Genomic DNA, 19593 nt, shown 5'->3' with positions numbered 1-19593 from the left:
CTCGTTACCGGGGCCGTCACCGGGGCCCCTTGCGGACCGCACGCAGCCATTCCTTGTTCATGGCGGTGATGGAGGGCAGTGGGATGCCCTTCGGGCAGGCCGTGGCGCACTCCCCGGTCAGCGTGCAGCCGCCGAAGCCCTCCTCGTCCATCCGGGCCACCATGTCCAGCACCCGCGTCTCACGCTCGGGCGAACCCTGCGGGAGGACGTTGAGGTGGTTGACCTTGGCGGAGGTGAAGAGCATCGCCGAACCGTTCGGACAGGCCGCGACACAGGCTCCGCAGCCGATGCACTCGGCGTGCTCGAAGGCGTGGTCGGCATCGGCCTTGGGCACCGCGGTCGCGTGGGCCTCCGGGGCGGAACCGGTGGGGGCGCTGATGTAGCCGCCGGCCTGGATGATCCGGTCGAAGGCGGTCCGGTCGACGACGAGGTCCTTGACCACCGGGAAGGCGGCGGCCCGCCAGGGCTCGACGTCGATGGTGTCGCCGTCGGCGAAGGACCGCATGTGCAGCTGGCAGGTGGTGGTCCGCTCGGGGCCGTGGGCGTCGCCGTTGATGACGAGGCTGCAGGCCCCGCAGATGCCCTCGCGGCAGTCGTGGTCGAAGGCGACCGGGTCCTCACCGCGCAGGATGAGGTCCTCGTTGAGGGTGTCGAGCATCTCCAGGAAGGACATGTCCGCCGAGATGCCGTCGACCTCGTAGGAGGCCATGGCGCCGGGGGCGCCGGGGTTCCTCTGGCGCCAGACGCGCAGGGTGAGCTTCATGCGTAGCTCCGCTGAGTGGGGTGGACGTACTCGAAGACGAGGTCTTCCTTGTGCAGGACGGGGGCGGCGCCCGGACCGGAGAACTCCCAGGCGGCGACGTACGAGAAGCTTTCGTCGCGCCGTTCGGCCTCGCCGTCCGGGGTCTGGGACTCCTCGCGGAAGTGGCCGCCGCAGGACTCGGTGCGGTGGAGCGCGTCGAGGCACATCAGCTCGGCCAGTTCCAGGTAGTCGACGATGCGGTTGGCCTTCTCCAGGGACTGGTTGAACTCCTCTCCGCTGCCAGGGACCTTGACGCGCCGCCAGAACTCCTCCCGGATTTCGGGGATCCGGTCGAGGGCCTTGCGCAGACCTTCCTCGGTGCGGGCCATTCCGCAGTGCTCCCACATGAGTTCCCCGATTTCGCGGTGGAAGGAGTCCGGGGTGCGGTCGCCGTCGACGGCGAGGAGCCGTCCGAGCCGTTCCCGGGTCTCCCGTAGGGCCGCCAGGGACTCCGGGTGGGTGTCGTCGACCGCTTCGGCGGCGGTCTCGGCGGGACGGCGGGCGAGGTAGTCGTTGATGGTGGAGGGGAGGACGAAGTAGCCGTCCGCGAGGCCCTGCATCAGCGCGGAGGCCCCGAGCCGGTTGGCTCCGTGGTCTGAGAAGTTGGCCTCGCCGACGGCGAAGAGGCCCGGGACGGTGGTCTGCAGGTCGTAGTCGACCCACAGGCCGCCCATCGTGTAGTGCACGGCGGGATAGATCCGCATGGGGACCTCGTACGGGTTCTCCGCGGTGATCCGCTCGTACATCTCGAAGAGGTTGCCGTACTTCTCGGCGACCTTGTCCCGGCCCATCCGGCGGATGGCGTCGGCGAAGTCCAGGTAGACGCCCTGGCCGCCGGGGCCGACGCCGCGCCCCTCGTCGCAGACGTTCTTCGCGGCGCGGGAGGCGATGTCGCGGGGGACGAGATTGCCGAAGGAGGGGTAGATCCGCTCCAGGTAGTAGTCGCGTTCCTCCTCGGGGATGCCCGCGGCGGCCCGGGTGTCGCCGTGGGCTTTGGGGACCCAGATGCGGCCGTCGTTGCGCAGGGACTCGCTCATCAGCGTGAGCTTGGACTGGTGCTCGCCGGTCCGCGGGATGCAGGTGGGGTGGATCTGGGTGAAGCAGGGGTTGGCGAAGTACGCGCCGCGCCGGTGGGCCCGCCAGACGGCCGTCGCGTTGGAGTTCATGGCGTTGGTCGAGAGGTAGAAGACGTTGCCGTAGCCGCCGCTGGCCAGGACCACGGCGTCCGCGTAATGGGTGGAGATCTCGCCGGTGACCAGGTCGCGGGCCACGATGCCGCGGGCTGCGCCGTCGACGACGATCAGGTCGAGCATCTCGGTGCGCGCGTGCATCTCGACGGCGCCGGCGGCGATCTGGCGGGACAGCGCCTGGTAGGCGCCGAGCAGCAGCTGCTGGCCCGTCTGGCCGCGGGCGTAGAAGGTGCGGGAGACCTGGACGCCGCCGAAGGAGCGGGTGTCGAGGAGACCGCCGTACTCGCGGGCGAAGGGGACTCCCTGGGCCACGCACTGGTCGATGATCTCCACGGAGATCTGGGCGAGGCGGTGGACGTTGGACTCGCGGGCGCGGAAGTCGCCGCCCTTGACCGTGTCGTAGAACAGCCGGTGCACCGAGTCGCCGTCGTTGCGGTAGTTCTTGGCGGCGTTGATGCCGCCCTGGGCGGCGATGGAGTGGGCGCGGCGCGGGGAATCGGAGAAGCAGAACTGGACCACGTGGTAGCCCTGTTCCGCGAGAGTGGCGCCCGCCGCGCCGCCGGCGAGCCCGGTGCCGACAACGATGACGGTGTGCTTGCGGCGGTTGGCGGGGTTGACGAGTTTGGCCTCGAAGCGGCGGCGGTCCCAGCGGTCCGCGATGGGGCCCTCGGGGGCTTTGGTGTCGGCGAGGGGGTCGCCGGTGGTGTAGTCCGCGTACCGCGGGCGGTGGGTGGGGGCGCTCATGGTCAGTTCACGACTCCGGTCATGACGGCTACGGGGACGGACACGAACCCCGCGAAGAGGACGAGTGCCACGGCGTTGGCCAGGAACTTCAGGGTCCGCTCGCGCCGGGCGCTGCCTGCGCCGAGGGTCTGGGCGGCGCTCCAGAAGCCGTGCCGGACGTGCAGGCCGACGGCGGCCATCGCCACGATGTAGATCGTGTTCCCGTACCAGGTGGAGAAGGTGGCCAGGACGTTCTCGTACGGGTGGCCCGCCCAGGCACGCTCGTTGACCGTGAGCGTGGTGAGGTCGAGCAGGTGCCAGACGATGAACAGGGCGAGGATGATGCCGCCCCAGCGCATGGTGCGCGTGGCGTAGCTGGCCCCGCGGCGCTTGTGGACGTACTTCACCGGGCGGGCCGCGATATCGCGGCGGCTCAGCTGGTAGGCGCAGACCCCGTGCCCGACGACGGCTGCGAGCAGGACCACGCGCACGATCCACAGGGCCCACTCGTGGTGCAGGAAGGGCGAGCCAAGGGTGCGCAGCCAGTGGGCGTAGCCGTTGAACTCGTCCGCCCCGAAGAAGATCTTGAGGTTGCCGAGCATGTGGACCACCAGGTAGCCCAGCATGATCAGGCCGGACACGGCCATCACGGACTTCTTGCCGACGGTGGAGTCCCAGAGTGTGCGCGTGGTGGACGGCCGTCGACCCGTCCGCGTTGCCAGAGCCATGCCTTCGACGGTAAGGACCAACGTCCCGAAAGGTCCAAGACATGATGAGGCTGATATCCATAGCTGTCTCCTATCGACTCTCTATCCTGGGGTGATGCAGTTCCAACAGCTCCTCTACTTCGTGGCGGTTGCCGAGACCCGGCACTTCACCCGGGCCGCGGAACGCGTGCACGTGGCCCAGCCCTCGCTCTCCCAGCAGATCAAGGCACTGGAACGGGAGCTGGGGGCGGAACTCTTCAGCCGGGCCCGCGGCAACATCACCCTCACCGATGCCGGTGAGACACTCCTGCCGCTGGCGCGGCGAATCCTCGCCGACGCGGACACGGCCCGGCTGGAGGTGCAGGAGCTGGCGCAGCTGCGCCGCGGCCGGGTGCGGCTGGGCGCCACCCCGAGCGTGTGCACAGGACTACTGCCGGCCGTACTCCGCGCCTTCCACACCGCGCACCCGGGGATCGAGCTGCTGATCGAGGAGAGCGGATCCCTCGACCTGGTGCGGGAACTGGCGCGGGGCGCCTTGGACCTGGCCGTGATCGCGATGCCGCTGCCGCCCTCGGCCCCGGCACTGACCACGGTGGAGCTGTTGACGGAGGACCTGGTGGTGGTGTCCTCGGCGGAACTCCCGCCGCCGGGCGGCGGTGGGGAACTGACCGTGTCGGGGCTCCGCACGGAGCCGATGGTGATGTTCCGCCACGGTTACGACCTGCGGGAGCTGACCGTGACGGCCTGCCGTGCGGAGGGCTTCGAGCCGGTGTTCACCGTGGAGGGTGGGGAGATGGACGCGGTCCTGGGCTTCGTACGAGCCGGCCTCGGCGTGGCCGTCGTCCCGGCCATGGTGGTGGACCACGCCAGCCCGGGCCTGCGGGCCACCCCGCTCGCCGGCTCCCCCCTTCGCCGCACGATCGCCTTGGCCCACCGCACGGACGTCGCACCCCCACGCGCAGCTCGCGAACTGAAGCGCATCCTGCTGGCCTGACAGGGCCGGCCGTGGGTGGGTTCCCGGCCGGAGGTGGGGTTGGTGGCCGCGGGGCTGGGGTGGGGTCCCGGCCGGAGGCGGGCTGCCCGGGCGGAGGTGGGGCGGGCGGCCGCGGGGCGGGGTCCCGGCCGGAGGCGGGGTGGGTGGCCGCGGGGCGGGGTCCCGGCCGCAGGCGGGGGTTGGCGGCGGCGGGGCGGGGGGGCGGCCGGGTGCGCTCAGGGTGTGTGCGCGGAGGCTGGGGCGGGACGGCTGGGTGCAGTCACGCTGGTGCGCGGAGGCCGGGGCGGGGCCGGGGCTCGTGGGCTGGCTGGGCTGGAAGGCGGCTTCGAATGGAGCGCCGCCGTGGCCGTGCCCGGGGCCCGGGCGGCCCGGTGCGGGTGGTCGCCGTCAGGCGCTGGGTATCGGCGGCCGCTCCGGTTCGAGGCCTTGGGCCAGCATTCCGAAGGCCATGTCGGCGTCAGCCACGGCTGCGGGGTGGACCTCATCGGCGCTCTGGCCGGCGGCGATTCGGCGCCAGTTCTCCCGGCCGAGTTCATGGCGGACAGTCACCAGGTGCAAGGCAGATAGCCGGGCAGCCAGAGGAGATGCGGACTCGGACTCCAGGACGGCGGCCAGCAGTTCGACCTCGCGGGCGGTGTAGTGGGAAATCCGCGCCTGCAGGCTCGCTGTGGAGTAGAGCAGCTCCTGGAATGCAAGCACATTGGGGTGGTCGCACAGGCCGGTGATCGGGTCCCGCTCGGCGAGGGCCGCACGGAAGTGCGCATGCACGGCCCGCACCGGACCCTGCTCCGCCGGACGGTCGCGCACGATGCGGGCGACCTCGTCCTGGTGGTCCGAGAACCGGTCCAGGACCAGATCCTCCTTGCTGGGGAAGTACCGGAACAGGGTCGGTTTGGACACCTCCGCCGCGGCGGCCACATCGGCCACCGACACCGCATCGAAGCCCCGTTCCAGGAAGAGTTCCAGCGCCGTGGCCGCCAGCTGGCGACGCGTACGGAGCTTCTTGTTCTCGCGCAGACCCGTCGTGTTCTCCATGGACAGACCGTAGCACGGATTCATGACCGAGTAACTTTTTTTACCGGGTTGCTTTTTCTGCCCGGATCCGCTTTCCTTGGGACAACGACGACGAGAGGACCTCCGATGACCGACGTAGTGATCGCCGGCTCCGGCCCCACCGGACTCACCTTGGCCTGCGACCTCGCCCGACGCGGCGCGGCCGTGCGGGTCATCGAGCAGCGCCGCGCACCGCACCGCGAATCCCGCGGCAAGGGCCTTGATGCGGCCAGCCTTCAGGTCCTGGAGCCGCTGGGGATCGCCGAGCGGATGGCCGCCACCGGCAGCGGGGTGATCACTCTCCGCAAATACTTCGACGGCGCCCACGTCAGAGACACCGAGGTGGTCGGAGGCCTGCTCATCGGACAGTGGCGGGTCGAAGAGGTGCTGCGGGAGCGGCTGTCGGAGTGGGGGGTGAACGTCGAGTACGGAGCCCGGCTCACCGGGATCGACCAGAACGGGTCCGGACTGAGTGCCCACCTCGCGGACGGAGCGGTCGTCCGTGGCAGATATCTGGCCGGCTGCGACGGCGGACACAGCACGGTCCGCGAACTCTTGGGGATCCCCTTCGGGGGGAGTACAGCCGAGGAAGAGGTCATGGCGCTGGGAGACGTGACGGCGCCCGGGCTGAGCCGGGAGTTCTGGCACCAGTGGTTCAGCTCGGACGGAGGGGGCGTGCTGATGTGCCCGATACCCGGGACGGAGATCTTCCAGTTCCAGGCTTCCCGAGAGCTGGACGAGCAGGGCGAGCCACTGCCCCCCTCGCTGGAAAGCTTCCAGCGCCTGTTCGACCGGCACGCCCGGGTGCCGGGCATACGGCTGGGTCAAGCAACCTGGCTCTCGGCCTGGCGGTCCAACGTACGGATGGCATCACGCCTGCGCGAAGGCCGGGTCCTCCTCGCCGGGGATGCGGCGCATGTGCATCCCATAGCCGGCGGGCTCGGCATGAACACCGGCATACGGGACGCGGTCGCCCTCGGCCGGGCCTTGGCCGCCGCACTCGGCGGTCCTGCCGGTGACCGCTTCCTCGACACCTACGAATCCGAGCGCCTGCCGGTGGCTGCCGCGCTGCTGGAAGACACGGCCGAACGGATGGAGCGGGTCCTGGCGGCAGTTCGCGAGCCGGGCAGAGGAACAGAGGCAGGCCTCGACCGGCCTGCGGCGGACTGACCCCGGCGTCGGCACTCCGGCGTCCTCCGGGCGCCCTTGTCCAGGTCGCGCGTCCCTGCCAGGGACGCCCTGTCCGACCTGCTCACCCGGCCACTCCCCCGGGCCACACGGGACATGCCCGACAACCCGACGCAGGTATGGGGAGGTTGCTCTGGGCGGCTGGCCGGCCACGCCACGGGAACGTGGCACTGGGCAGGGGGCTCTCCCCGCTCTCGGCTCTCGGCTCTCGGCTCTCGGCTCTCGGCTCTCGGCACCCATCCTGGCCCGCGGCCAGGGCGTGAGCACGCAGGCCGTCGCACCCGGACACCCATCAGCCTCGGCCCCGGCGTCGGCGCCGGCACCACCGCAGGGTCAGTCCCGCCCCAGGCTCAGCCCCAACCCCGCCGCAGCCTCAGCCCCCACCCCGGCCTCGGGCCGGACCCCCGCACCGGTCCCCGGGCCCCAGGTCTCGGGCCTCGGTCACCGGGCCCCGGTCCCCAGGTCGAGCCTCGGTCCCCGACCTCCGTCCCCGGTCCTCCGTCCTCCGGTCCTCCGTCCCCCGGTCCCCAGGTCTCGGTTCCTGGGCCCCGGGGCGCGGTCCCCGAGCCTCCGTCCCCGGGCCTCCGGCCTCGGGCACCGGGCCCCGGGCCCCGGGCCCCGGCGGAGACTGCTTCGGCACGGTGGCCGCCCAGGCCGTCGGGGCCGCGGGACGGGGCGGGGTCAGGAGGCGGTGGGAATGGCGTCCGAGAGCGAGAGGGTGTGGATGCGGTCGGGGGCTCCGGGGCGGGCGTAGTACCAGCCCTGCGCGGTGTCGCAGCCGAGGGCTCGCAGTTGGGCGGCCTGGACACCGGTCTCGACGCCCTCGACCGTGACCGCGAGTTCCAGGCTGTGCGCCAGCGCGACGATGCCTTCCACGATCTTGACGTCGACCGGGTTGGCGGGCTGCTGCTGCATGCCCTGGGTGAAGGAGCGGTCCAGTTTCAGAACGCTGACCGGGAGGCGGCGCAGGTTGGCCAGGTTCGAGTAGCCGGTACCGAAATCGTCGAGGGCGATGTCCACGCCGAGGGCGGCGAGGCGGCGCAGGGGTTCGAGGAGTTCGTCGTCGGCACCTATCAGGGCCGACTCGGTGACCTCCAGGCACAGCGCGCCGGGCGCCAGGCCGGACTTCTCCAGGACGGCCACGGTGTCGGCGACCAGACCGGGGTGGTGCAGCTGGGTCGGGGAGAGGTTCACGTTGATGCGCAGGGAGGCTCCGCCGTGCTGACGCTGCCAGTTGCGGGCCTGGCGGACCGACTCCTCCAGGACCCAGCGACCGAGCGGGACGATCAGGCCGGTGCGCTCGGCGAGCGGGATGAAGCGGTCCGGGCCGAGTACCCCGTACTGCGGGTGCGACCAGCGCACCAGCGCCTCGGCGCCGTGCACGCTGCCGTCGTGCATGTGGACCAGCGGCTGGTACTCGATGAAGAACTCGCCGCGTTCCAGAGCCGCGGGCAGGGCGTTGGTCAGGCCGTGCCGGGTGATGGCGCGGGCGTCGGCCTCGGCGTCCGCGAATTCGAAGCGGTTGCCGCCGGCCGCTTTCGCCCGGTACATCGTGATGTCCGCGCTGCGCAGGACCTCGGCCGGGGTGCGCTCCCTGGCCCGGCCCTCCACGATGCCGATGCTGCCGCGCACCGTCAGCTCGCGGCCCTCCAGCCGGATGGGCGTGGAGAGGGCGGAGAGGATCCGCACGGCGAGGTCGGTCACCTTCTCCTCGGTGTCGGAGCCGGTGGTCAGGGCCACGAACTCGTCGCCGCCCAGCCGGGCCACCACCTCGCCGGGTCCGGTCGCGCAGCTCTGGAGGCGGTCGGCGACCTCCACGAGCAGCCGGTCGCCCGCGGAGTGGCCGAGGCTGTCGTTGACGGCCTTGAATCCGTCGAGGTCCAGGTAGCAGAGCCCGAAGCGGCTGTCGTCCGACGTTCCGCTCAGGGCCTTCTCCAGCCGCTCGAAGAACAGCGTCCGGTTGGGCAGCCCGGTCAGCGCGTCGTGGGTGGCCTCGTAGCGCAGGCGCAGGTTGAGCAGCCGGCGCTCGGTGGTGTCCTCCATCAGGGCCAGCTGGTACTGCGGCTTGCCGTCGGCGTCGCGCAGCAGCGAGACCGTCAGGTTGGTCCAGAGCACCGTGCCGTCGTGCCGGTAGTAGGGCTTCTCCACGCGGTAGCTGTCGCGCTCGCCGCGGACCAGTTCGCCGTACATCCGCCAGACGTGGGGGGTGTCGTCGGGGTGACCCCATTCGCTGACGTTGCGACTGCGGACGTGTCCCTCCAGGCCGCCGAACATCTGGAGCAGCGCGTCGTTGGCCTCCAGGACGTTGCCGTCGAGGTCGGCGATGCCGATGCCGACGGCAGCCCCCTCGAAGACGGCGCGGAAGCGTTCCTCGCTGGCGTGCAGTGCCTGCTGGGCGTCGATCCGCGCGGTGAGCGCCGAGCGGGCGATCGCCTCCTGCTCCCGCAGGGTGCGCTCGCGCAGGGCGCGGGCGAAGCCGGCCGCGATCCCGTGCTGGAGCCGGGCGCAGCGGGAGCGGTACTCCTCGGTGCCTTCCGAGCCGGGGCAGTCGGGGCTCGGGGAGCCGCAGTAGAGCACCAGGTACGACTCGATGACGCCGAGGGTGCCGGCCAGCGCCTCCGGGTCGGTGCAGTGCACGGCGACCAGTTCCGCACCGACCCGCTGGGCGACGCCCGCGTCGAAGCGCCGCGCGTGCAGGGCCTCGGTGAGGGTGCGGGTCAGCGGGACGAGGTGCCGTTCGAACTCGACGCGGGTCAGCGAGGTCGCCGTGACGGGGAAGATCGCCCGCCCCCAGATCGTGGCGAAGCGCGCGATCCGGTCCTCGAGGCCGCCCTGCAGGGCGGCCGCGGGTTCCGACTGCGGGGCCGGGGCCGGGACGGGCTGCGCCGTTGCCTGCGGCGCACCCGCTGTCTGTGCCGGAAGTCTCACGCCTTGCGTCCCACTCCGCCGAAGCCCGAAAAGGCGTACGGGTCCTCCTGGGCCTCACCGTCGTCCGCGGCCTCCAGGCCGTCGGGCCGCCAGTTGGGCATGGCCACCAGGCCGGGCTCCAGCAACTCGAAGCCGTCGAAGAAGCGGCTGATCTGCTCGCCGCTGCGCATCACGAGGGGGTTGCGGATGTCCCGGTACACACCCACGGTTCCGCCCACGACCTCCTCCGTGAGCGGGATGCCCTCGAAGGAGGCATGGGTGAGGATCAGCAGGCTGCCGGGGGCCAGGGCGTCGCGCAGCTCGGCCACGGCGGCGTACGGCTCGTCCGCGTCCTCCAGGAAGTGCAGGACGGCGACCAGCAGCAGGGCGACCGGACGGTCGAAGTCCAGCAGCTGCCCCACTTCGGGGGAGCCCAGGATGTCCTGGGGCTTGCGGAGGTCGGCGGCGACGACGCCGGTCCGGTCGTCCCCGCCGAGCACGGCCTGGCTGTGGGCGACGGCCACCGGGTCGTGGTCGACGTAGACCACGCGGGCCTCGGGGCTGGCGGCGTGGGCGATCTCGTGGACGTTGCCGAACGTCGGGATGCCGGAGCCGATGTCCAGGAACTGGGTGATGCCCTCGGCCACGGCGTACCGGACGGCGCGGCGCATGAATGCCCGGTTCGCCTGCATGATCTTGGGCAGGCCCGGCATGAATTCCATGGCCCGGCGGGCCGCCTGGCGGTCGACCTCGAAATTGTGCGAGCCGCCCAGGTAGTAATCGTAGATGCGGGACACGCTCGGCACCGATATGTCGATGCCTGGCGGGGCCCAGGCGGGGCGCTCCATCGGGTCTCCAAGCCTTGTTGCTGCGGTGGTCCGTCCTGGTTCGGACTCCTGTCCGAGCCGAATGTACTGATCATTTCCCAACAGGGCGAGCAAAAGCGGAAATTGCTGATCCGTTCTTCGTCACACACCAAAGCCCCGCGGCGCACCCCGCGGCGGCATTGATCGATACCGGCACATCCCTTGCGGGAATTGGTAGGGGACCGATCAGACTCCGCCCGGGACCGAACCGAGATTGGCTCAAACCTCTACGGTCTGCATGCCACCCGTTCAGGCGAACCAGGGCCGAGGCCCGCGCGCGCGGGCGCGCGGAGCCCCATGCTCCCGGGGTGAACAGAGCCTGTGCCAGGCGCTTGCTGGCCGTCCCCGTGCTGCTGTGGGCGGCGTTGTCCGCCACGCCGGCCGTGGCTGATAGCCGCGCCTACGCAACGACCGGATCCGACGACAGCGCGGCCTCCGCCGTCGTGGTCGCGATCGCCGGCAGCGGTGGCCGCGGAGGCGGCCCGGGTGGCGGACATCACGGCGGCGAACCAGGAGAGGGCCGGGGCAAGGGCCCCGCAACGGACCGTGCCCGCGCGCACGGAAGGACCCCCGACCCGAGCCCGAGCCCGGGCCCGGGTCGCAGCCAAGGGAAGGACGGCGGCCAGGACCGGGGCAAGGGCCCTGGCCACGCCCCGGGAAAGGGCCAGGGCGGAGCTCACGCCGGTGGCCAGGGAGGTGGCCACCACGGCGCTTCCCCCAGTGGCCATCACGGCAGCCGTCCCGGCGGTCCCCCCAGTGGTCACCACGGCGGCCACCACGGCGGCCACCACGGCGGTCACCACGGCGGTCGCCCCTGTCCGCCGCCGCCCCCGCCCCCGTGTCCGCCGGAGCCGACTCCGCCGCCCACCCCGCCGCCCCCTCCGCCGCCGAAGCCGACGCCCACCCCCACTCCGCCGCCTCCGCCGCCCACCCCGCCGCCCCTGAAGCCCACTCCGCCACCACCGCCCCCGCCGGCGCCGCCGCAGCCGGCCCCCCGGCCCGTCCTGCCCGCACCGGTCCCGCCGAAGCCCGCCGTGGCTCCGCCCCGCGCGATCCCGGCGCCCGCTCCGCCACCCCCGGCGCCGGCCCCGGTGGTGACCACCCCGGCGCCCCCGCCGAAAGCGGTGGCCCGTCCCGCGTACCACGCCCCCGCCCGCAAGCCGGTCGAGCACCACATCTCACCGGTGGCCTTCACCCTCATGACCGCCGCCCCGGCGGTGCTCGCCATCGTCGCGCTGCGCCCCCGGTAGCCGCGGCGCCCTGTCTGTCACCCATCTGGGAGTCATCTTGTCGGAATGGCTCGTCCTGTCCCTCGCGATGGCCGCGGCCTGCGCCGTGGTGCTGTCCATCGTCTTCTTCCATCACCGCCGGATCGGCGAGAACGACGATCCCAACGAAACCCCCGATGTCATCGAGTACATGACGATGATGATCGGCGTGATCTACGCCATCGTGCTGGGCCTGGCGATCGCGGGCGTCTGGGAGGGCCGCGGGGCCGCCCAGGAGTACGTGCGCCAGGAAGCGCAGGCCCTGCACGAAGTCCACGTCCGCGCCGAGGTCTACCCGGCCGAAGTGCGCCAGAAGATCCGCTCGGACGTCGACGCGTACGTCACGTACGTCGTGGACACCGAGTGGAAGGAGATGACGAAGAGCAACGAACTGACCGACCGGGGCGGGGAGCTGCTGGAGCGCATCCGGCGCGACGTCACCGACTACGCGCCGCAGACCGACCACGAGGGGCAGGCCTACCAGCCGCTCGTCGACCAGGTCGCGGTGGCCGACGACGCCCGCAACGCCCGGGGCCTGAGCGCCGGGGCGACCATGCCGGGAGTGGTGTGGTTCGGGCTGATCGCCGGGGCCCTGGTGACGGTGGGGTTGATCTTCACCCTGCAGATCAGGCGGTCGTTCCGGGAGTTGCTGCTGGCCGGCCTGTTCAGCGCGCTCATCGCGTTCCTGCTGTTCCTGATCTGGGACTTCGACGCCCCGTTCGGCCGGGGGATCTCCGCGACCGCGGAGCCCTTCATCGCCCTGTTCCCGAAGCTGGACCTGGGCGGTTAGGGCCGTCCGCAAACCGGGGGCGGGGGCCCCGTCCCCGGTTCGGCGCAACGCCGTGACCCATTCGCCCGCTCCTGATCGCGGGTCCCGGTCGTCGCGCCTAGCGTGGCGGACATCGAGGCGCACGAACCCCCACGTGCGGAAATCCGTTCCGCGGCTGCTCCTCGGGGATCCGGAGAATCAACCATGGGTGCGATACGTACCTCCGCCACCGCCCTGCTGAGCGCCGGCGCCACGGGCGCCGTACTCGTACTCGGCGCTTTCGCCGCACCCGCCGCAACGGCGGCCGAGGCAGCGCCCATCACCTCGTTCGGCTTCACCCTCACCCCCTCGACCGTCGCCCCGGGCGGCCAGGTCGTGCTCGCCGTCAGCGGCTGTGACGCCGCGTTCGCCACCGCGTCCTCCGGTGTCTTCGACACCGTGAGCATCGACCGCGGCAAGACCGCACGGGTCACGGTGGACCGGGACGCCCGGCGCGGCGCCCTCTACTCCGTCACCTTCACCTGCAACGGGGAGAACGGCTCGGCGGATCTGACCATCGCCGGCGGCACCAGCCTGCCCACCGCCAGTTCCACCCGGACCGCCACCGCGGCGCCCGCGGTGCCGACGGCGCCCGTCCCCGCCGTCCCCGCCGTCCCGACGCGGCCCGCCGGCGCCCTGACCACCCCCTCCGCGCGCGGTGTGCGCGGCGGTATGGGCGGTAGCGTGGCCGGCCTGAACCCGGTGGAGCTCGGCGCCGGTTCGGCGCTCTTCCTCGGCGCTGCGGGAGGAATCGCGTACGCCCTGCGCAGGCGGAGCTCCGGGCGCAGCCACTGAGACCTGCCGGGCACCGCCCGGCAGTCCGCCCCTCTGGCCTTCTTGCTCCCCGGCCCCCTGCTTTCCCCGGCCCCGCTGCTCCCCGGCACTGCCACAGGCTGCTCCCCCGGCACTGCCGCGGTCGCCTACCCGCCCTCTGCGGGCAGCCCACCCACCCGGAAGCACCCAGGCCGCCGGCCGACCGAACCGCTCCGGCACTCCCGCGCTCCGGCGCTCCGCCCCCGGACCGCCGGTCGCCCCGGGCCCTGGTTCAGGACTCGGGGCGAGCAGCGGTCAAGGCTTCCGGGCGCCGACCGGCAGGGCGGGGTCAGGCCTGGTTGCCGAGCGGCCGGCGACGGCGCACCACGTGCGCGCCCGCGCCGAGTGCCGCAGCGCCGACGAGGCTCGCACCGATCGCCGTCTCGGCGGTGGACGGGCCGATGGACCCGCCGAGGCCGCCCTGGGCGCCGTTGCCCTCGAGGATCCGGAAGCGGTGGGTGGCGATCAGGTTGCTGTCGTTGCACTTCACCGACAGCGTGTGGTTGCCCGGGGAGGCGTGGTTGAAGATCCGGACGGTCGCGAAGCCGATCGATCCCGCGGACAGGTTCGCCGGCGGGAACTGGCCGTGCGAGCTGACGGTGCCGCCGTGGCCGCAGCCCGAGGCGCTCACCTGCATGGTGGAGCCCTGGTGCACGGCGTAGGGGTTGACCGAGATGTTGCTGGGACCGTTGCCCCCGCCGTTGCCGCCCACCCCGCCGCCCGGGGGGTCGGCGGACGCGAGAGGAGCACTGAGGGCGATCACGGCGCAGGCAGCCGCCGTCACGCTGAGAGCGCGGAAGACACGCATGGTGGAACCTCCAGCGGGAAGCGCCCCGGAGCGTCGGCCCCGGATGATCGACGAGAACGCCTCCCACGACGAACCCTCAGGCCGGTCCGCAAGCCGCGCATGTCCGGCTTTGGTCCGCTCGGTTGAGCGACACGCCGATGAGGAAGGGGCGGAACTGACGGATCCGCAGGTCACGACCCGTCAGTCATTTATGTGACGATTACCTGGATGGGCGCACCCCTTCCGGTCCCCCGAGCCCCGTGCCACCCGTTCGCCCCTCCCCCCTCGCCGTCCTGCCGACGCAGCCTTAGCGTGCGTGACGTAGGGCGTACTGGGGCGGGACAGGATCGCGGGTCGGGACCCCCGCGTCGGGAAGGGAGAACGATGGGCGAGGACGAGACCGGGCAGTCGCGCAAACGCTCACCGTGGGGCGTACTCGCCCTCGTCATGCTCAGCGGCCTCGCCATGGTCCGCAACGGCGTGGACTTCGAGGACGGGCCGCCCCAGCCCACCGCGGCCTCGGCCGTCGCGGTGTCGGCCGGGCAGCTGCCGGCGAATCCACCGCAACCGCCGGCGGACCTGGAGGTGCTGGACCACTCGTCGGTGCAGCGCATCAGGATTCCCTCGATCAGCGTGGACGCGCCGGTGATGACGGTCGGGCTGGACGCGGAGGGCTGGATCGACGCCCCACCGCCGCAGGACCGCAACCTGGCGGGCTGGTACCTGAACGGCATCTCGCCGGGCCAGCGCGGTTCGTCGGTCATCGTGGGCCACGTGGACAACGCGCAGGGCCCCGCGGTCTTCTACGGCCTGGGTTCGGTCAAGCCCGGCAACCAGATCGAGGTCCAGCGCTACGACGGGCGCACCGCCGTGTTCGAGGTGTACGGCGTGGAGGTGTTCTCCAAGGAGACCTTCCCCGGAGCCCGGGTGTACGGGGACACCGGCCACCCGGAGCTGCGGGTCATCACCTGCGGCGGCGGCTACTCCAAGGCCCGGGGCTACGACGGCAACGTGGTCGTCTTCGCCCGGATGGTGGAGGCCCGCTGAGCGGCCGCGGGCGCGGGCGCGGGGCTGGGGCGTCCCGACCCCGCGCCCGCCCCGACCCGCGCCCGCCGACCCCCGCCCCGCAGCGCCGCGCAGGTCAGCGGGGCGGCAGCGTCGGCAGGGTCATGCGGTAGCCCCGTGACAAGAGTTGCGGCAGGTAGGAGGACAGCGCCTGCACGCTCTGCGTGCGGTTGCCGCCGGCGTCGTGCGAGAGCACGATCACGCCGGGGGCGGCGCCGCCCAGGATGCGGGAGACGATCGTGGCGGTCCCGGGCTCGGTCCAGTCGAGGCTGTCCACGGTCCAGGCGAGCGGCTCCATGCCCAGTTCCGCCCCGACCTCGAAGGCCGCGCGGTTCCACTCCCCGTACGGGGCCCGGAACCACACCGGTGCCTCGCCGAGGGTCTCCTCGACCACGTCGCTGGTCCGGGCGATCTCGGAGGCGAGGGCGGGGCGGCTGAGGCGGGTGAGGTGCGGGTGCGTCCAGGTGTGATTGCCGATGACGTGGCCTTCGGCGGCCATCCGGCGCAGCAGGTCCCGGTTCTCGGCGGCCATCTCCCCGCAGACGAAGAACATCGCGCTTACGCCGTACCGGGCGAGGGTGTCGAGGATGCCCGGGGTGTAGCGCGGGTCGGGCCCGTCGTCGAAGGTGAGCACCATGGAGGGGGCCGCGCTCCGGTCGGAGGGGAGTTCCAGGATGGGCCGGGTGCGGACCGCGGGTTTCGCGGCGGCCTGCCGGGCGGGGGCTTCGGCGGTCATGGGCTGCAGCCGGTAGGACCGTTCCGGCAGGGCGCCCGGCAGGGCGCCGGGGGCTCCCGCGGCGGGGTTCGCGCCGGGTCCGGCCGCCGGGGCGGGGCCGGAGGACCCGCCGCCGGTCCCGGGCGTGCCGCCCTCGCCCCCGCTGAGCAGTCCGGAGGCGGCGGCGACTCCGAGGAAGACGGCGGTGCGCAGGAGCACGCGTCGCCCTACTGTCGGCTCGTCATTTTTCATTCTTACTACGTATCAACGACATCGCCGCGGATGTCGAGGGGCGCGGACGGACCTCCTTCGCCTCACCCGTTCGGACCGGCAGCCGCTCGCCGCGGACCCCGGCTCCTGCGTCAGCCCCGGCGTACCAGCGGGAACGGCAGGGTCTCGCGGATCGTCAGGCCCGTCAGGAACATCACGAGCCGGTCGACGCCGATGCCCAGTCCGCCCGTGGGCGGCATGGCGTACTCGAGGGCGTCCAGGAAGTCGTTGTCGAGCTCCATCGCCTCCGGGTCGCCGCCCGCGGCCAGCAGCGACTGGGCGGTGAGCCGGCGCCGCTGCTCGACGGGGTCGGTCAGCTCCGAGTAGGCCGTGCCCAGCTCGGTACCGAAGGCGACCAGGTCCCAGCGTTCGGCGAGCCGGGGGTCCTTGCGGTGCTGGCGGGTGAGGGGGGAGACGTCGGTCGGGAAGTCCTTGTAGAAGGTGGGCAGCAGGGTCCGCTCCTCCACCAGCCGCTCGTACATCTCCAGGACCACATCGCCCCGGGTGTTCTCAGGGGTGTGCGGCACCTTCGCCCGGTCGCACAGCCGGCGCAGCGCCTGCTCCCCGGTGTCGGCGTCGACCTCCTCGCCGAGGGCCTCGCTGATCGCCCCGTACATCGTCTTGACCGGCCAGGTGCCGGAGATGTCGTGGACGACGAGCTTGCCGTCCGGGCCCGCCTTGTGGGCGACGGGCGAGCCGAAGGCGGCGGTGGCGGCGCTCTGGATCAGTTCGCGGGTGAGGTCGAGCATCACGTCGTAGTCGGCGAAGGCCTGGTAGGCCTCCAGCATCGTGAACTCGGGGTTGTGCTTGTAGGAGACGCCCTCGTTGCGGAAGGTCCGGCCCATCTCGAAGACCTTCTCCATGCCGCCCACGCAGAGCCGCTTGAGGTACAGCTCGGGTGCGATGCGCAGGTACAGGTCGAGGTCGTAGGCGTTGATGTGGGTGCGGAAGGGGCGGGCGTTGGCGCCCCCGTGGATCTGCTGCAGCATCGGGGTCTCGACCTCGAGGTAGCCGCGGTCCAGCAGGCCCTGCCGCAGGGCCTGCACCGCGCTGGAGCGGGCCCGTACGACGTCCCGGGCCCCGGGGCTGGCGACGAGGTCGAGGTAGCGGCGCCGGACCCGTGCCTCCGGGTCGGCCAGGCCCTTGCGCTTGTCGGGGAGCGGGCGCAGGCACTTGCCGGTGAGCTGCCAGGACCGGACGACGAGGGACAGCTCGCCGCTGCGGCTGGTACCGGCCTCGCCGGTCGCGGTGACGTGGTCGCCGAAGTCGACCTGGGAGGTGAAGGTGTCGAGGACGCCGGCCCCCGCCTCGTCGCGGGTGAACATCAGCTGGATGTCCCCCGACCAGTCGCGCAGGACGGCGAAGACCACCCCGCCGAGGTCGCGCACGACCATCACGCGTCCGGCCAGGGTGGCCTCCGCGCCGGTGCGGGTGCCGGGCGGGTGGCCGGGGTGCTGGGCCTTCAGCTCGGCGACGGTGTGGGTGCGCGGGCGGATCCCGACGGGGTAGGGGTCGGTGCCCGCGGCTCTGATCCGCTCCAGCTTGTCGTGGCGCACCCGGACCTGCTCGGGGAGCCGCTCGGCCGGGAGGGCGTCGCCCTCCTGCCGTACCGCGTCCAGGTTCAGGGAGGCGAGGGAGGGCAGCCCCTCGGTGGTCGCGGGGTTGGTGAGGCCCTTGGGGTGGCCGTTGCCCCACAGGGTGCGCAGGCTGGGGACGGAGACGAAGCCCTCGGCGATGCCGGAGGCGAGGCTGACCCGGGCGAGCGAGCCGGCGTCCTGGTAGCAGAGGAACCGCGGGTACCACTCGGGTCCGTACTTGACGTTCGAGCGGTAGAGGGCCTCCAGCTGCCACCAGCGGGAGAAGAACAGCAGCAGTTTGCGCCACAGCTTGAGGACGGGGCCGGCGCCGATCCGGCCGCCCTCCTCGAAGGCGGAGCGGAAGACGGCGAAGTTGAGGGAGATCCGGCGTACGCCGAGGCCCGGGGCGGCGGCGCAGAGCTGGGCGACCATGAACTCCATGACGCCGTTGGGCGCGGTGCGGTCGCGGCGCATCAGGTCGAGGGAGATGCCGTCCTTGCCCCAGGGGACGAAGGAGAGCAGGGCGATCAGCTCGCCTTCGGCATCGAGGGCCTCGACCAGCAGGCAGTCGCCGTCGGCGGCGTCCCCGAGGCGGTCCAGGGCCATCGAGAAGCCGCGTTCGGTCTCGGTGTCGCGCCAGCGGTCGGCCCGGTCCACGATCATCTGCATCTCGTCCTCGGAGAGGGCGCGGTGGCGGCGGATGACGGTGGTGGCCCCGGTGCGCTGGACGCGGTTGACGGCCTGGCGGGTGACGCGCATGTCACGGCCGTCGAGGTCGAAGCGGGCGACCTGCAGGATGGCCTCGTCGCCGAGCTGGAGGGCGCCGAGGCCGGAGCGGGCGTAGGCGGTGGCCCCGGCCTCCGAGGCGCCCATGACGGCGGGCTGCCAGCCGTAGCGGCCTGCCACGGCCAGCCAGGCGTCGATGGCGGGGGTCCAGGCGGCGGGGTCGCCCACCGGGTCGCCGCTGGCGAGGCAGACGCCGGCCTCGACCCGGTAGGTGACGGCGGCCATGCCGTTGGGGGCGAAGACGACGGCCTTGTCCCGCCGGGTGGCGAAGTAGCCGAGGGAGTCGGCTCGTCCGTACGCGCCCAGCAGGGCGCGGATGCGGGGCTCCTCGTCGCCGTGCAGGGCGGCGGTCAGCCGCTGGGAGCGGAACAGGGTCGCGGCGGCGTTCAGCAGGGCGGCGGCGCCGAACAGGCCGAGCAGGAAGTACAGCGGGCGGGGCGGGCGCCCGTCGAACTGCCGGGCGGAGAAGAGGCCGCCGAAGACCTGCTTGGCGGCCCAGTCCAGCCACTGGCCCCGGGGCAGGGTGCCGGGGAACAGGGCGACCAGGCCCCAGCCGGCCAGGACGGCGGCGAGCAGTCCGAGGCCGAGGACCATCAGGGCGCGCCACAGGGCTCCGGGGCGGGAGGCGGCGTAGAACTCCCGGCGGGCGGCGATCAGGAGGACGAGTGCGGCGACCGCCAGCACCATGGAGGGGACGCCGATCCAGTAGTCGCCGACGGCCATGTCGGCGACGTCGTCGAGGATCAGCAGGGCCAGATAGGTGACGACGATCCACCAGGCGACCTTCTTGCGGGTGCCGAGGGCCGCGGCGAGGAGGAAGAGGAAGACGGCGTAGGCGAGGTTCGCACTGACCGGCACCACGACGAGGTCGAGGAAGCGCACGACGTGGCGCAGCAGCCTGCGCAGCGTCGGCGAGAGCGCCAGCAGGGCGCACAGCAGGCCGAGCACGGCGAAGAACGCGCCGAATCCGTCGGGTACCCGGTGCAGGAAGCGGTTCCGGGTCCCGGTCCCTTGGGTCTCCTGCGTACGGGTCTCCTGCGTGCTGGCACTCATGGTTCGCACTGTAGGGAGGGC

At 72.4% G+C, this 19593-nt stretch carries 15 protein-coding genes; 6 read left to right on the top strand and 9 right to left on the bottom strand.

Translation table 11 applies throughout. The features are described from left to right. Positions 1 to 16: 16 nt before the first annotated feature. Genes ACLJTM_RS18205 through ACLJTM_RS18195 form a run of 3 tightly spaced genes read right to left on the bottom strand, consistent with a single transcriptional unit; the run spans position 17 to position 3443 of the window. A complete protein-coding gene (locus tag ACLJTM_RS18205) occupies positions 17 to 763 on the bottom strand; it encodes a succinate dehydrogenase/fumarate reductase iron-sulfur subunit (RefSeq protein ID WP_411104659.1) in 747 nt (248 codons plus the stop codon). Further along, positions 760 to 2736, bottom strand: a complete 1977-nt coding sequence (locus tag ACLJTM_RS18200; protein WP_411104658.1) for a fumarate reductase/succinate dehydrogenase flavoprotein subunit — start codon at positions 2734 to 2736, stop codon at positions 760 to 762. The genes ACLJTM_RS18205 and ACLJTM_RS18200 overlap by 4 nt, the downstream gene beginning before the upstream one ends. A 2-nt stretch (positions 2737 to 2738) precedes the next feature. Next, positions 2739 to 3443: a succinate dehydrogenase cytochrome b subunit gene (locus tag ACLJTM_RS18195; RefSeq protein WP_411104657.1), complete on the bottom strand. Its 705-nt coding sequence runs from the start codon at positions 3441 to 3443 to the stop codon at positions 2739 to 2741. A 94-nt stretch (positions 3444 to 3537) separates the two neighbouring features. Between ACLJTM_RS18195 and ACLJTM_RS18190 the strand changes: the two genes are divergently transcribed. After that, the gene (locus ACLJTM_RS18190; protein WP_411104656.1) at positions 3538 to 4416 is read left to right on the top strand and encodes a LysR family transcriptional regulator; all 879 of its coding nucleotides are present in this window, start codon (positions 3538 to 3540) and stop codon (positions 4414 to 4416) included. Between the two features lie 387 nt (positions 4417 to 4803). On the opposite strand, the gene ACLJTM_RS18185 is transcribed toward ACLJTM_RS18190, so the two are convergent. Beyond that, entirely contained in the window at positions 4804 to 5451 is a 648-nt protein-coding gene (locus tag ACLJTM_RS18185; RefSeq protein ID WP_411104655.1) for a TetR/AcrR family transcriptional regulator, read from the bottom strand. Between the two features lie 105 nt (positions 5452 to 5556). Here ACLJTM_RS18185 and ACLJTM_RS18180 point away from each other — a divergent pair, with 105 nt between their 5' ends. Next, positions 5557 to 6639: an FAD-dependent monooxygenase gene (locus tag ACLJTM_RS18180; protein ID WP_411104654.1), complete on the top strand. Its 1083-nt coding sequence runs from the start codon at positions 5557 to 5559 to the stop codon at positions 6637 to 6639. 699 nt (positions 6640 to 7338) lie between these two features. Here the strand turns inward: ACLJTM_RS18180 and ACLJTM_RS18175 are convergent. After that, complete coding sequence (locus ACLJTM_RS18175) at positions 7339 to 9495, bottom strand: putative bifunctional diguanylate cyclase/phosphodiesterase (RefSeq protein WP_411104784.1); 2157 nt, start codon at positions 9493 to 9495, stop codon at positions 7339 to 7341. 86 nt (positions 9496 to 9581) lie between these two features. Next, positions 9582 to 10412: an SAM-dependent methyltransferase gene (locus ACLJTM_RS18170; protein WP_411104653.1), complete on the bottom strand. Its 831-nt coding sequence runs from the start codon at positions 10410 to 10412 to the stop codon at positions 9582 to 9584. Positions 10413 to 11464: 1052 nt separating this feature from the next. Between ACLJTM_RS18170 and ACLJTM_RS18165 the strand changes: the two genes are divergently transcribed. From ACLJTM_RS18165 to ACLJTM_RS18155, 3 genes are all read left to right on the top strand, one after another. Continuing rightward, positions 11465 to 11680, top strand: coding sequence for a hypothetical protein (locus ACLJTM_RS18165; protein WP_411104652.1), 216 nt, complete (start codon positions 11465 to 11467; stop codon positions 11678 to 11680). A gap of 37 nt (positions 11681 to 11717) precedes the next feature. Further along, positions 11718 to 12488, top strand: a complete 771-nt coding sequence (locus tag ACLJTM_RS18160; RefSeq protein ID WP_411104651.1) for a hypothetical protein — start codon at positions 11718 to 11720, stop codon at positions 12486 to 12488. Positions 12489 to 12671: 183 nt separating this feature from the next. Continuing rightward, positions 12672 to 13301, top strand: coding sequence for a hypothetical protein (locus ACLJTM_RS18155; RefSeq protein WP_411104650.1), 630 nt, complete (start codon positions 12672 to 12674; stop codon positions 13299 to 13301). 307 nt (positions 13302 to 13608) lie between these two features. Here ACLJTM_RS18155 and ACLJTM_RS18150 read toward each other — a convergent pair whose 3' ends face one another. Then, complete coding sequence (locus tag ACLJTM_RS18150; protein WP_411104649.1) at positions 13609 to 14127, bottom strand: hypothetical protein; 519 nt, start codon at positions 14125 to 14127, stop codon at positions 13609 to 13611. Between the two features lie 363 nt (positions 14128 to 14490). Between ACLJTM_RS18150 and ACLJTM_RS18145 the strand changes: the two genes are divergently transcribed. Then, a complete protein-coding gene (locus ACLJTM_RS18145) occupies positions 14491 to 15153 on the top strand; it encodes a class F sortase (protein ID WP_411104648.1) in 663 nt (220 codons plus the stop codon). 94 nt (positions 15154 to 15247) lie between these two features. On the opposite strand, the gene ACLJTM_RS18140 is transcribed toward ACLJTM_RS18145, so the two are convergent. Both ACLJTM_RS18140 and lysX read right to left on the bottom strand, forming a co-directional pair. Then, the gene (locus tag ACLJTM_RS18140) at positions 15248 to 16138 is read right to left on the bottom strand and encodes a polysaccharide deacetylase family protein (protein WP_411104647.1); all 891 of its coding nucleotides are present in this window, start codon (positions 16136 to 16138) and stop codon (positions 15248 to 15250) included. A gap of 110 nt (positions 16139 to 16248) precedes the next feature. Then, a complete protein-coding gene (gene lysX, locus ACLJTM_RS18135; protein WP_411104646.1) occupies positions 16249 to 19572 on the bottom strand; it encodes a bifunctional lysylphosphatidylglycerol synthetase/lysine--tRNA ligase LysX in 3324 nt (1107 codons plus the stop codon). Positions 19573 to 19593: the final 21 nt, after the last annotated feature.

This window comes from Streptomyces sp. cmx-4-9 (genome assembly GCF_046548835.1).
GTDB lineage: Bacteria > Actinomycetota > Actinomycetes > Streptomycetales > Streptomycetaceae > Streptomyces.
The sequence above is the reverse complement of the archived record's forward strand: the minus strand, read 5'-3'. Positions and strand labels throughout refer to the sequence as shown.

Bases quoted from the DNA above. Each gene is read 5' to 3' on its own strand.
- ACLJTM_RS18205 (WP_411104659.1), bottom strand. From the start codon at position 763: ATGAAGCTCACCCTGCGCGTCTGGCGCCAGAGGAACCCCGGCGCCCCC.
- ACLJTM_RS18200 (WP_411104658.1), bottom strand. From the start codon at position 2,736: ATGAGCGCCCCCACCCACCGCCCGCGGTACGCGGACTACACCACCGGC.
- ACLJTM_RS18195 (WP_411104657.1), bottom strand. From the start codon at position 3,443: ATGGCTCTGGCAACGCGGACGGGTCGACGGCCGTCCACCACGCGCACA.
- ACLJTM_RS18190 (WP_411104656.1), top strand. From the start codon at position 3,538: ATGCAGTTCCAACAGCTCCTCTACTTCGTGGCGGTTGCCGAGACCCGG.
- ACLJTM_RS18185 (WP_411104655.1), bottom strand. From the start codon at position 5,451: ATGGAGAACACGACGGGTCTGCGCGAGAACAAGAAGCTCCGTACGCGT.
- ACLJTM_RS18180 (WP_411104654.1), top strand. From the start codon at position 5,557: ATGACCGACGTAGTGATCGCCGGCTCCGGCCCCACCGGACTCACCTTG.
- ACLJTM_RS18170 (WP_411104653.1), bottom strand. From the start codon at position 10,412: ATGGAGCGCCCCGCCTGGGCCCCGCCAGGCATCGACATATCGGTGCCG.
- ACLJTM_RS18155 (WP_411104650.1), top strand. From the start codon at position 12,672: ATGGGTGCGATACGTACCTCCGCCACCGCCCTGCTGAGCGCCGGCGCC.
- ACLJTM_RS18150 (WP_411104649.1), bottom strand. From the start codon at position 14,127: ATGCGTGTCTTCCGCGCTCTCAGCGTGACGGCGGCTGCCTGCGCCGTG.
- ACLJTM_RS18145 (WP_411104648.1), top strand. From the start codon at position 14,491: ATGGGCGAGGACGAGACCGGGCAGTCGCGCAAACGCTCACCGTGGGGC.
- ACLJTM_RS18140 (WP_411104647.1), bottom strand. From the start codon at position 16,138: ATGAAAAATGACGAGCCGACAGTAGGGCGACGCGTGCTCCTGCGCACC.
- lysX (WP_411104646.1), bottom strand. From the start codon at position 19,572: ATGAGTGCCAGCACGCAGGAGACCCGTACGCAGGAGACCCAAGGGACC.